Here is a 12601-nt window from a genome sequence, read left to right as displayed (position 1 = left end):
TTTTTCTCTTGTATCAGGCAGAGAGAGACGGAAAAACCGCTCAATCTGCCCTTGATGAAAAAGAAACCAACAGATATGAACACTTCAATCACCCAACTACGCAGAAAAATACTGGAGCTCTGCACCTTAGAAATATTATCCAGAGGAGAGGTCTATACCTCTGATATGCTAGAAGAGCTAAAGGACGCTGAGCTAATTTTAGCTGAGGGTACTTTATACCCGCTGCTTTATAAGTTCCGAAAAGCAAACTTGGTACATGTCCGGTCTGATGTCACAGAACCAGGGCCTCCAAAAAAGTATTACTCCTTGACAGCAGAAGGGTTGGATTACTTAAAAAAGCTCCAAGGAACATGGCAATCACTCACATCATCACTTGCACTCATCACTTCTAAACACCCAGCATTATGAAAAAGACACTCAGCATCAATATCAGTGGCATACTCTTTCATATAGAAGAAGACGGGTACAGCACGCTGAAAAAATATTTGGACTCCATCAATAAGCACTTTTCAGCTTACACAGATTACCAGGAGATAATTGCTGATATTGAAAACCGTATTGCAGAAATATTTCTATCAAACCTGAAAAACAACAAACAAGTAATCACGGAAGAAAATGTAACGGCTCTTATTGAAAAAATGGGAACCATTGCAGACTTCAAAGCCGCTGAGGCAGATTTGTCAGAAGATCAGGACACAAAAGAAGCATATACCCAACAAGATTTCTACAAGTATGTAACACCTCCTGAGAATAATGGAAAAGGGTATAAAAAATTGACCCGACTCGAAAGCAGGAAAATCCTTGGTGGAGTTTGTGCTGGAATAGCCCATTATTTGGCGATTGATGCACTTTGGGTACGATTAATCGCAATCTTATTGTTTTTCAGCGGCAAGTTGAACTTCAATCCAGACTGGGATATACTCCCATGGAACATGAAAATTGGATTTTCCATTGGGATTTGGGCAGTACTTGCTTATGTGGTAATGTGGATCATGCTACCAACATCCTTTGAGGAGCCGGAAGATAAAAATGTTAAAAAACTCTACCGAAATCCAGACGACAGGACCTTAGGTGGAGTAGCCTCAGGAGTTGCAGCCTACTTTGGAATCGAAGTGATTTGGGCACGCTTGATTTTCATAGCCCTGATATTTGCAGGCGGTTCGGGATTAGTAATTTACATTATTCTTTGGATCATCACGCCCCAAGCCACATCTATTACCCAACGAATTCAGATGAAAGGTGGAGCAATCACCTTGGACAATATCGATTATACGATCAAAGAAAACATGAATCCAGGGGTGGTCTCGGAAGAAAGCCCTGGAAAAAAAGCGCTACTGGCACCTTTTAGATTTCTGGGAAAGGTCATCAATGGCTTAGGAGAAGCATTAGGACCTATCGGAATGGTTATCCTTGCCATTTTCCGCATCCTTTTCGGAGTTTTCGTCTTCCTATTTGGTTTGATTTTGATGCTGACACCAGTCCTGATGTTGGGAGTTTATTTTGCGGTGCTCCCTGAAACCGTCTTGGGAAGTGGGGTCAATTTGGGAGATATTCCAATGGAATGGATTACTGACATTGCACCTTCTTGGTTAGCTATTGCAGTGGCAAGTTTGATTGCTATCCCTGGATTGGTGATCGTCCTACTGGGAATATCGGTATTAGCTAAAAGAAATATCATTAAAGGACATTTCGGATTAGTCTTATTGGGTCTCTGGTTAATTTCCCTTGGGGTCAGTGTTTTCCAAGTGCCAAAAGTTTTGAAAAACTTTAGTACAGAAGTTACACATCAAGAGACCTATCAACTCAATCCAAGCGATAAAGTCCTTGTATTGAAAGGTGAAGATGGATGGACAGAAGAAGGCTTTTTGGAAGGCGTTACTATTCAACTTAAGGGAGTCCCATCTGACCAAACCACACTCACGATGGATTTTAAAGCTAGAGGTAAAAACAAAGAAGATGCACGAACACATGCAAAATCCATCCAATATAAGTATCAGTTTCAAGACTCCATTCTCACCCTTCCTACCTATTGGAACCTGAGTGAGTTGGCAGTCTTTAGAGCACAAAAGCTTCAAATGAGTTTGGAAATACCTTATGAAAAAGCCTTTATCATGGACCCTTCCATTGCTCCTATCATTCGAAATACCCTCTATAGAAATGGATACAAAGTCCGGGATTTATCCCCAGACAATTACTTTGTCTTCAACGAACGGGGATTACTGTGCATCACCTGTGATGGCAACGCACGGCTAACCACAGCTGATAGTGTTTCCATTGCAAAATTCAGGGAAAAATATCCATTTGCAACAAGGGATTAATCCCGCAATCATGAAAGAAAACGCCTTTTTCTTGCGTAAGAAAAAGGCGTTTTCTTTTGCAATAGAGGCTATTATTTTAATTTTTTTCAACTAACTTGGCTTAACAAGTAAACCCAAGCCATGAAAGTAAAAATTAAATTTTTGGGCGGTGCCAAAACAGTTACTGGCTCTCGTTATCTGTTAGAAATTGACCATACCAAAATCCTGATTGATTGCGGTCTTTTTCAGGGATTAAAGGAGTTGAGAAATAGGAATTGGGAGTCTTTCCCGGTAAGCCCATCGGAAATTGATGCTGTAGTTCTTACGCATGCCCATATTGACCATACGGGTTACTTACCGAAATTGGTCAAAGAAGGATTCAGAGGGCCAATCTACTGTACCAACCCTACAATTGAGTTAACAAAAATATTACTATTGGACTCCGGTAAGTTACAAGAAGAAGAAGCTTCTTTTGCCCAGAAAAAAGGATATTCTCGACACCAGAAACCGGAACCACTCTATAAAACAGAAGATGCGGAGCGGGTCTTTCCTCTTCTCCAAGGTGTAGCAATGGAAGAGCGGATAGAGATTTTTCCTCATGTGAAAATCACCTTTTTTCCAGCTGGGCATATCTTAGGAGCTGCAATCCTAAAAATCACTATTCAGGGAAAAAATCAAGAAAAGAAGATCGTATTTTCAGGTGATTTGGGAAGGTATCAAGACCCTCTATTCAATCCTCCATGTAGAGTACCTTTTGCAGATGTATTGATTTTGGAATCTACCTATGGAAACCGGCTACAAAAAAATCATAAGCCAGAAGACGAATTGGCAAGGGCAATCCGTGAAACTTACCGTAAAGGAGGAGTCTCTATCATACCTGCTTTTGCAGTAGGTCGTACGCAGTTGCTATTATACTACCTGCATTACCTGATTCAAAAAGAGAAAATCCCATCCATTCCTATCTATGTGGACAGTCCCATGGCTATCGATGTAACCAAATTGTATAAAGAGTTTGCCCACTATCATCGATTAGGTGCCATGATAGAGGAATCGGAAGCAAACCCATTCTTTCACAAACTATTACACTATTATAGTTCACAAGAGTCGTCTATTTCTCTCAATCAAATCCGAGGGGATGCTATCATTATTTCTGCTAGTGGCATGGCTACTGGAGGGAGGATTGTACATCATCTATACAATCGACTACCCAATGAGCAGGACAGCTTCATATTTGTTGGTTATCAGGCAGAAGGGACTCGAGGAAGAAAACTTTTGGACGGAGACACTACTTCACGAATGTATGGGATTGATGTGCCGGTAAAAGCATCTGTTTATTATATAGATGGAATGTCTGCACATGCAGATCAACATGAATTGATGGAATGGTGCGAGGGGTTTGTGAGCAAACCAAAAGTCACCTTTCTTGTACATGGGGAGGAAGAGGCCTCTAGCGTACTTTCGGAGAAGCTCAAGGAAGAAATGCATTGGAATACAATTGTTCCTGAATATTTGGAGAGCTTCGAGTTATTTGACGGTATCTAATGGGATACCGTCAATTATTTGAAATGTCTATACCACTGAAAATGCTCATCAATGATTTGCTCCTTATTTTGGATGATAAAATCCAAAAAGGCTAATGCTACAGGGGAAAATCGCTTATTCTTCAAATGAATCAAATGCCAATCAGTTACAATTGGCAAACCTTTGACAGGGATGATTTTCAAATCTCCATTTCTTAATTCATTCTTAATACCAATCAAAGGCATAATCGAGCAACCCAAGCCTGCTAAAACTGCTTGTTTGACAGCTTCATTAGAAGTCAGTTCCAACTTTCTCTGCACATGAATATCATGATCTTTTAAAAAGCGCTCCATCACTAGCCGCGTTCCAGAACCTGCTTCCCGGAATATCAATACCATTTTTTCCAGCATATGTGGGTCTAAAGTACCGGTACTCAACTGAAAATCTTTACCTGCGACCAAGTATAAGTTGTTTTCCATCAAAGGGACACGCTCTACCTGAAAAGCTTCCGGTAATATGGAGACCAAGGCAAAATCGATCTCGTTGTCATCCAAACTATTGATCACCATTGCCTTATTAGTCACATCCAATTTCAAATCTACATCAGGATTTCTTCGTAAAAACTCTGATAAAAAATACGGAATCACATATTTCCCGGTAGATACGACCGATATTTTCAATTTTCCCGCCAATCTTCCTTTGTATACAGCTGTACGGGATTGAATCACATCAATTTGCTCTAAAATTTTTTGGGCATAATCAGCAATCTCCTTTCCAAAATCTGTCACATATAACTTTCTCCCGACGACCTCGGTCAATGGAATTTCAAATTGATCCTGAAAATTCTTAAGTTGCACAGAAACAGCTGGTTGAGAAAGATGCAAATCCTCCGCTGCTTTTGTAATGCTTTCGCGTTGTACAACTTTCATAAATATCTGTAACTGATGCAACGTGTAATTCATAAGCGTTTGTTATGATAGATTTTTCTTGGATAAATAAAAATATATGTATTATACATACTTAACTTGCGAAAAGTTTCTTGACTAAAATTTTTAGACAAGAAAGATTTGCGTACCTCATATCTCTAATAAACCTATGGATCTTCAATTATTAATTGACAATTTCACGAATCCGGCGTTTCTGTTCTTCGTTTTAGGTATCATTGCAGTCCGGGTAAAAAGCGACCTTGAAATCCCGCCCAACTCATCTAAGTTCATCTCCTTGTATCTCCTATTTGCCATTGGATTTAAGGGAGGACAGGAATTAGCACACAGTGAATTCAGCATGTCCATTATCTGGGCGGTATTATTTGGTATTGTAACAGCTTTATTGATTCCACTTTACACGTTTTTTCTTCTTAAGAAAAGATTTAGTGTTGAAAATGCTGGAGCTATAGCAGCAGCCTATGGTTCTGTTTCCGCAGTTACGTTTGTGACAGCAGTTTCTTTTTTGGAAATCCAGCAGCAAACCTTCAGCGGTTACATGGTAGCCATCATGGCCTTGATGGAAGCACCAGCGATCATTCTGGGAGTTTTATTGATTAGAAAATACGGAGAAGGCAGTAACACCAAACTAAAACATGTGGCAGGACACGCATTTACGAATGGTTCGGTCTTGTTGATCCTTGGAAGTTTAGTGATTGGTTTATTAGCCAGTGAGCAAGAAGCCCGAGGAATCGAGCCGTTCACAACTGATCTATTCAAAGGTTTTTTGGCGATTTTCCTACTAGATATGGGGATTACTAGCGGAAGAAAACTAAAGGACTTTATTGCTTCTGGTAAATTCACTACCTTCTTTGCAATTATTGTACCTTTAGTAAATGGAGTCATTGTCGCTTTTGCAAGCCAGCTTGTAACATCCAGCACAGGTGATCGTTTCATGTTTGCTATTTTGGCGGCTTCAGCATCTTACATTGCTGTGCCAGCAGCCATGAAAATTGCCGTACCAAAGGCCAATCCAGGAATTTTCCTGCCAATGGCTTTGGCCGTAACTTTTCCATTGAATATCACCATTGGCTTACCCCTTTACTATTGGGTAGCTAGCCTATAAAAAAACTGTCCTCAGAACAATCTTTTGAAATACAGTTCTGAGGACAAATGACTACAAATTTCTAATCTTCCATTTGGCTTTTAGATAGCCCCAAAGGACCTTGGGGCTCATCCCTTTTTTCCGCGAGATGCCTCCAACATATCCCACATTTCCTGCGGTATCAAATCTAGATTATTGAATTCTCCTGCTCCCATCAACCATTCACCTCCATCAATTGTCACCACTTCCCCATTGACATACGCAGAAAAATCAGAAACCAGATAGGCAGCCAAATTGGCTAATTCCTGATGTTCTCCCACTCTACCCACAGGTACTTTCTTTGCCGGATCAAATTTTTTCACCAAATCTCCCGGTAGCAATCTACTCCAAGCACCTTCCGTAGGAAATGGTCCTGGTGCGATTGCATTGCTGCGGATACCATATTTGGCCCATTCCACGGCTAAGGAGCGAGTCATCGCTAAAACACCTGCCTTAGCAGCAGCCGAAGGAACCACATAACCGGAACCTGTCCATGCATAGGTAGTCACAATATTCAAAAATGTACCTTTTTGTTTAGCCGCAATCCAACGTTTTCCAGCAGTAAGCGTCACATTGGAAGTTCCCTTCAAAACAATATCAATGACCGTATTGAAAGCATTGGAAGAAAGTCTTTCGGTGGGACTGATAAAGTTTCCTGCTGCATTATTAAGGACAACATCTATTTTACCAAACATGGAATCTGCTTCATCAAATAATGCCTCAACCTGATCAATGTCACGGACATCACAAGCAATAGGCAGTACTTTTCCTCCTGTCAGTTGCTCAATTTCATTGGCGGTAGCCTGCAACACATCTAGTTTGCGACTCGTAATGATCAAATTGGCACCAAGTTTGGAAAAATATATTCCCATGGACTTCCCTAAACCAGTTCCACCCCCAGTAATGAGTATGTTCTTGCCTTTTAATGCACCGTCTTTCAGCATGCCTTCTGTATGTATCATATCGTATGTAGGTTATTTCGTCGTTGAAGATAGAAATTCAGTTACTCAAAAAAAAGTATGCATGCATACTTTTTTTCCATTTTCAAAATCATCAAAAAGAATCTAGCTTTACAATCATTTCAAGCATTATGAAAAAACTTAGTATCCTGTTGGTTGGACTTATCACCTTTTGGGCCTGTGATTCTGATGTAGAGCGTAGGCTGAGTACCGACTTACAAGTAGAGGGAACCGAACTTTTCAATATCTCATTAGCTTTTGAAGAAAGTTTATATTTTGCCCTATTGACGTTGGAAGACTATAGAGTAGCTCAAAGAGACAGTTTACCTTTGCCCGGCTGCCCTAAACTTTCTGTTGACCTAGAAGCAAGTCAAGTGCAATTGACTTTTGAAGCTAATCCTGCCTGTGAAAGTAGGAAGCTTGACAGAAAAGGAACGATTGTCATAGATTTTGTTAGAAATACGCTCACTGAGTCGCGTAAAGTCCTGAGTTATGAAAATTATTCCTTCAAAAACCTAACATTGAATGGAGAACGAACATTTCTAACGGCAAGAAATGGAAGTCCAAATAGCATAATGGAAAACTTTGAAAGCGTACAATTGACCAATGCACGTGGTTCCAGTTCACGGATTTCGGGTACTTTTTCCCATCAGTTACAATTAAGTAACAGGCAATTAATGGGATTTACGAGTATTGGCCAATTGACAGGTATCAATACCGTTGGCAGAAACTTCAGTATGGAGCAAACTACCCCGAGACAATACTCAGTAAGCTGTTTGCAGGCAGGTCATATTTTGTCTCAGCAAGGGGTAGAGCGTTGGACCATTTCGAGAGGTCAAAACAGCCCTGCTGTCAACCATACTATGGTCTTTGAGTTTGTAGAAACTTGTGTGGGCCGAGCCAATTTGGCTCTTTCTGACGGGAGAGTCCTGGTCTTCAGTTTATAGCAATAAAAAAGGCCTTGAAATCACTTCCAAGGCCTTTATTTATACATAACAGATTAATATCTGTAATATTCTGGCTTAAATGGTCCTTCAGGAGTCACACCAATATACGCTGCCTGATCGTCAGACAAGATATCTAATTCTACTCCTAGTTTAGACAAGTGTAATGCCGCTACTTTTTCATCCAAGTGTTTAGGCAACACATACACTCCCGGCTCATATTTATCCGTGTTCATCCACAGCTCCAACTGAGCCAAAGTTTGGTTAGTGAAACTATTGGACATCACAAAAGATGGGTGACCGGTAGCACAACCTAAGTTCACCAAACGGCCTTCTGCCAACACGATGATTTGTTTACCATCAATTTCATACAAATCAACCTGTGGCTTGATAACATCTTTAGTATGGCCATAATTCTTGTTCAACCAAGCCATATCGATTTCATTGTCAAAATGACCGATATTACATACGATTGCCTTGTCCTTCATAGCTCTGAAGTGAACCTCAGAGATGATGTCTTTATTTCCGGTGGCTGTTACTACGATGTCAGCTTCTTTCACAGCATCCACCATTTTCTTCACAGCAAAACCGTCCATAGCAGCCTGCAAAGCACAGATTGGATCGATTTCAGTCACGATTACTCGAGCACCTGCACCTCTCAAGGAAGCAGCAGAACCTTTTCCTACGTCACCATAACCTGCCACTACGGCTACTTTACCAGCCATCATCACATCGGTAGCTCTTCTGATAGCATCTACCAATGACTCCTTACAACCATATTTGTTATCAAACTTAGATTTGGTAACAGAATCATTTACATTGATAGCAGGCATAGGAAGCGTACCATTTTTCATACGCTCATATAATCTATGTACACCTGTGGTGGTTTCTTCCGAAAGACCTTTGATACCAGCCACTAGTTCAGGGTAGTTATCCAACACCATATTGGTAAGGTCCCCACCATCATCCAAAATCATATTTAATGGTTGTCTGTCTTCACCAAAGAAAATGGTCTGCTCAATACACCAGTCAAATTCCTCAGCTGTCATCCCTTTCCAAGCATACACAGAAATCCCAGCCGCTGCAATGGCTGCTGCTGCGTGGTCCTGTGTAGAAAAAATATTGCAAGAAGACCAAGTAACCTCAGCACCTAATGCTACTAAGGTCTCTATCAAAACAGCTGTTTGGATAGTCATGTGAAGGCATCCTGCAATTCTAGCACCTTTCAATGGCTGAGATGGACCATATTCCGCTCTCAAAGCCATCAATCCTGGCATTTCTGCTTCTGCCAAGGTAATTTCTTTTCTTCCCCACTCTGCAAGTGAAATATCCTTCACTTTGTACTGAATGAATTTGTCAGATTTAATTTCAGACATATATTTTTTGATTAATGAATTGATTTTCAAAATTAAAGCGCAAAACTACGCATTTTTATTTATAAACGAAAGCTACAAACCGATGTACTGAATTTCTTTAAATCCATACGAACGAATACTCCCCCCCTTGTCTACCAAGAGTTTACCATCCTCCCCTACTCCGATAATCACCCCTTCAAATACCTCTCCATCTGAAAACAGTTGTCTCTGCTGATAGTTCAATAAATTTTTCAGATAACTATTTCGAAGCAATCTGATTTCTCCCCGCTTCAAGCGGATGTAATTCCATTCGATGCGTTGGACCAGTTTTTCTAAGATTACCCAAAGATCATAGGTCTCACCTGTGAGATTAAACAAAGAAAGTGCTCTGGGAATAATTTGCATATCCTGATTCACATTTAGCCCAATACCCACAATCGAAGATTCCATCCATTGGCTCTGTAAAGAGTTCTCTATCAAAACTCCTGCGATTTTACCATGCGTTTTATGCAAAATATCATTTGGCCATTTGATGACAAAATTTGGATCATATTGATTCAGCACCTCCCAAATGGACAAACAAACGACCATATTTAGGTCAAATTGTTGATTAGATCGCAAGAATTTTGGCTCCAAAATCAAGGAAAATGTGAGGTTCATTCCAGGTTCTGTCCACCATCGATTACCTCGTTGCCCTTTCCCTTTTGTTTGCTTGTCCGTGAATATTATCATGCCCTCACCCGCTTCCTTTTGTCTTAGTAGTTGTTGGGCATATTCATTGGTAGAGTGACACTCTGTCAGATAAATGATTTCTTTCCCTAAAAAAACTGTATTGGCAAGGATTTTATACATCAATAGTAGTTAAATTATATAGGATTCAGGCTATATTTATCGCTTGGTTAAATATCGCTAATCAAAGAGCAAAGTTAAACTTTAAATTATGACAGCAGAAGAGCTGAGCAAGGTAATTATTCAGGGAATGGAAGAAAAAAAGGCCAGCAATATCGTATTGATGGACTTGAGAGGAGTAAAAAACGCGTTTACAGACTTTTTTGTCATTTGTTCTGGAAATTCAGATACACAACTGGAAGCTATTTCAGAGTCAATAGAGGAGTTTGTTTTCAAGGCTAATAAAGAATGGCCATCAGTAGCAGAAGGAAAAAGTAATCGCCAATGGATATTGATCGATTATGTAAATGTGGTTGCCCATGTTTTCCTAAAAGACAAAAGAGAATATTATGGACTGGAAGACCTATGGGGAGATGCAACAATCACACGGATTGAAAGGTCTTTTTCATGAACTTTAACAGCCCAAAATCGTTTTATCAAAAGTTTGCACAAATAACAGTAGCATGAGCGAAAATAAAAATAATAAAGGTTTCGTCCCAAAGCCTCCACAGAAGCCAAATCTTCAACTTTGGTTGATCATCACGGCTGTTGTTGTGTTGATTGGGATTACGTTTATTAATCAACGTAGTACGGTGGTCAATATCACCAAGAGCAAGTTTGAAGAGATGTACCTGGCAAATGATGTAGCCAAGGTAACAATTATCCGAAACGAAAACAGAGTAGACATTTCCCTCAAGGAATCTTCCCTGCAAAACCAAAAATACAGCACTGAACTTGATACGAGCAGCCCGTTCTTTAATCCTTTGGGCCCCCACTATTCTATAGAAGTACCTACAGCAGAAAAGTTTGCTACTGACTTCGAAGAGTTGGAAAGCCGCATGCCTGAAGACCAGCGAATCGGCTACAGTGTGAAAAATGAGCAAAACTGGACTAATTGGTTTTCTAGCTTCGGTTTCTTGATTCTATTATTTGTATTCTTCTGGTTGATGATGAGAAGAATGGCAGGTCCAAGTGGTCCGGGAGGTCAGATTTTCAATGTTGGAAAATCCAAAGCACAGCTGTTTGATGCTGAAAACAAAGTCAAAATCACTTTTGACAATGTGGCAGGCTTGGATGAGGCCAAAGAAGAGATCCAAGAAATTGTGGAGTTTTTGAAAAACCCTTCAAAATACACCAAACTAGGAGGTAAAATACCCAAAGGAGCATTGCTTGTAGGCCCTCCAGGAACAGGAAAGACCTTGCTAGCAAAAGCAGTCGCTGGTGAAGCAGGAGTCCCGTTCTTTACCCTATCAGGTTCTGATTTCGTAGAGATGTTTGTGGGAGTTGGTGCTGCCAGAGTGCGGGATTTATTCAAACAAGCGAAAGAAAAGGCTCCTTGTATCATCTTTATTGATGAGATTGATGCTATTGGACGCTCCAGAGGAAAAGGTCAAATGCCTGGTTCTAATGATGAGCGGGAAAATACCTTGAACTCCCTTTTGGTGGAAATGGACGGGTTTGGTACAGATACAGGCGTAATCGTACTTGCTGCTACCAACAGACCTGACGTCTTGGACTCAGCTTTATTGAGACCGGGTAGATTTGATAGACAAATCAGCATTGATAAACCAGATATTGTTGGTAGAGAGGCCATCTTCAAGGTTCACTTAAAACCAATCAAAATAGATTCAAGCATTGATGCTAAAAAATTAGCTGCCCAGACCCCAGGATTTGCAGGTGCAGAAATTGCCAATGTTTGTAATGAAGCGGCCCTTATTGCTGCCAGAAGAAATAAATCCGAAGTTGACATGCAAGACTTTCAAGATGCAGTTGATAGGGTTATTGGAGGCTTGGAAAAAAAGAACAAAATTATCTCTCCAGAAGAGAAGAAGATTGTTGCCTATCATGAAGCAGGTCACGCTGTGGCGGGATGGTTTTTGGAGCATGCAGATCCTTTGGTAAAGGTGAGTATCGTCCCTAGAGGTGTCGCAGCCTTAGGATATGCACAGTATTTACCTAAAGAGCAGTTCTTATATCAAACAGAGCAATTGTTGGATGAGATGTGTATGACCTTGGGAGGTAGAGCTGCGGAAGAGATCGTATTTGGAAAAATCTCTACAGGAGCCCTAAGTGACTTAGAGAGAGTGACCAAGATGGCTTACTCCATGGTTTCTGTGTATGGTATGAATGACATCATCGGTAACGTTTCATTCTACGATAGCAAATCCAGCGATTACAGAATGACGAAGCCCTATTCTGAAACTACTGCTGAAACCATCGATTCCGAGGTAAGAAAACTCATTTCAGCTGCTTACGACCGTACCAAAGAGTTGTTAGCAAGTAGAAGAACTGAATTGGAAACTTTGGCGAAAGAGCTTTTGGAAAAAGAAATATTATTCCAGACAGACTTGGAAAAATTGATTGGTAAAAGACCGTTTGGCAAAGAAACGACTTACGAAGCGTTCACTAAGAAGATTGACGCAAAAGAAGCTGCCGCTGCAGCCGCTGCGCAAGATAAAGCTGCCTCTGAGGTTACAGAAAATCCATCAGAGCCAGTTAATGAGGAAGAAACCAAATAATTACTCACCTTTATAGTGCAAAAAAGCCTTCACTTCGGTGAGGGCTTTTTT

11 protein-coding genes are annotated in these 12601 nt (G+C 40.5%); 7 read left to right on the top strand and 4 right to left on the bottom strand.

Annotated features, from left to right (window positions below):
- Positions 1 to 54: 54 nt before the first annotated feature.
- The 3 genes from IE080_RS12495 to IE080_RS12485 all read left to right on the top strand — a co-directional run bounded on the left by IE080_RS12495 (position 55) and on the right by IE080_RS12485 (position 3839).
- Positions 55 to 408 carry a PadR family transcriptional regulator gene (locus tag IE080_RS12495; RefSeq protein WP_229800623.1) on the top strand — a complete coding sequence of 118 codons (354 nt, stop codon included), beginning with the start codon at positions 55 to 57 and terminating at the stop codon, positions 406 to 408.
- Complete coding sequence (locus IE080_RS12490; RefSeq protein WP_189582958.1) at positions 405 to 2318, top strand: PspC domain-containing protein; 1914 nt, start codon at positions 405 to 407, stop codon at positions 2316 to 2318. Before IE080_RS12495 ends, IE080_RS12490 begins: the two co-directional genes overlap by 4 nt.
- 120 nt (positions 2319 to 2438) lie before the next feature.
- Complete coding sequence (locus IE080_RS12485) at positions 2439 to 3839, top strand: MBL fold metallo-hydrolase RNA specificity domain-containing protein (protein ID WP_189582956.1); 1401 nt, start codon at positions 2439 to 2441, stop codon at positions 3837 to 3839.
- A 14-nt stretch (positions 3840 to 3853) separates the two neighbouring features.
- Here the strand turns inward: IE080_RS12485 and IE080_RS12480 are convergent, their stop codons facing one another.
- Complete coding sequence (locus IE080_RS12480; protein WP_189582953.1) at positions 3854 to 4780, bottom strand: LysR family transcriptional regulator; 927 nt, start codon at positions 4778 to 4780, stop codon at positions 3854 to 3856.
- A 133-nt stretch (positions 4781 to 4913) separates the two neighbouring features.
- Between IE080_RS12480 and IE080_RS12475 the strand changes: the two genes are divergently transcribed.
- Positions 4914 to 5867: a sodium-dependent bicarbonate transport family permease gene (locus tag IE080_RS12475; protein ID WP_189582950.1), complete on the top strand. Its 954-nt coding sequence runs from the start codon at positions 4914 to 4916 to the stop codon at positions 5865 to 5867.
- A gap of 107 nt (positions 5868 to 5974) precedes the next feature.
- On the opposite strand, the gene IE080_RS12470 is transcribed toward IE080_RS12475, so the two are convergent.
- Positions 5975 to 6847 (bottom strand): SDR family oxidoreductase, encoded by an 873-nt coding sequence (locus tag IE080_RS12470; protein ID WP_189582947.1) that lies wholly within the window; start codon positions 6845 to 6847, stop codon positions 5975 to 5977.
- A 128-nt stretch (positions 6848 to 6975) separates the two neighbouring features.
- On the opposite strand from IE080_RS12470, the gene IE080_RS12465 reads away from it, so the two are divergent.
- Positions 6976 to 7791 carry a hypothetical protein gene (locus tag IE080_RS12465; protein ID WP_189582945.1) on the top strand — a complete coding sequence of 272 codons (816 nt, stop codon included), beginning with the start codon at positions 6976 to 6978 and terminating at the stop codon, positions 7789 to 7791.
- 53 nt (positions 7792 to 7844) lie between these two features.
- Here IE080_RS12465 and ahcY read toward each other — a convergent pair whose 3' ends face one another.
- Both ahcY and IE080_RS12455 read right to left on the bottom strand, forming a co-directional pair.
- Positions 7845 to 9164 carry an adenosylhomocysteinase gene (ahcY, locus tag IE080_RS12460; RefSeq protein WP_189582942.1) on the bottom strand — a complete coding sequence of 440 codons (1320 nt, stop codon included), beginning with the start codon at positions 9162 to 9164 and terminating at the stop codon, positions 7845 to 7847.
- 72 nt (positions 9165 to 9236) lie between these two features.
- A complete protein-coding gene (locus IE080_RS12455; protein ID WP_189582939.1) occupies positions 9237 to 9995 on the bottom strand; it encodes a biotin--[acetyl-CoA-carboxylase] ligase in 759 nt (252 codons plus the stop codon).
- An 88-nt stretch (positions 9996 to 10083) separates the two neighbouring features.
- On the opposite strand from IE080_RS12455, the gene rsfS reads away from it, so the two are divergent.
- Entirely contained in the window at positions 10084 to 10443 is a 360-nt protein-coding gene (rsfS, locus tag IE080_RS12450; RefSeq protein WP_189582936.1) for a ribosome silencing factor, read from the top strand.
- Positions 10444 to 10495: 52 nt separating this feature from the next.
- The gene (ftsH, locus tag IE080_RS12445; protein ID WP_189582933.1) at positions 10496 to 12550 is read left to right on the top strand and encodes an ATP-dependent zinc metalloprotease FtsH; all 2055 of its coding nucleotides are present in this window, start codon (positions 10496 to 10498) and stop codon (positions 12548 to 12550) included.
- Positions 12551 to 12601 lie beyond the last annotated feature (51 nt).

It is taken from the genome of Mongoliitalea lutea (assembly GCF_014652135.1).
In the GTDB taxonomy this organism is placed as follows: domain Bacteria; phylum Bacteroidota; class Bacteroidia; order Cytophagales; family Cyclobacteriaceae; genus Mongoliitalea; species Mongoliitalea lutea.
The sequence above is the reverse complement of the archived record's forward strand: the minus strand, read 5'-3'. Positions and strand labels throughout refer to the sequence as shown.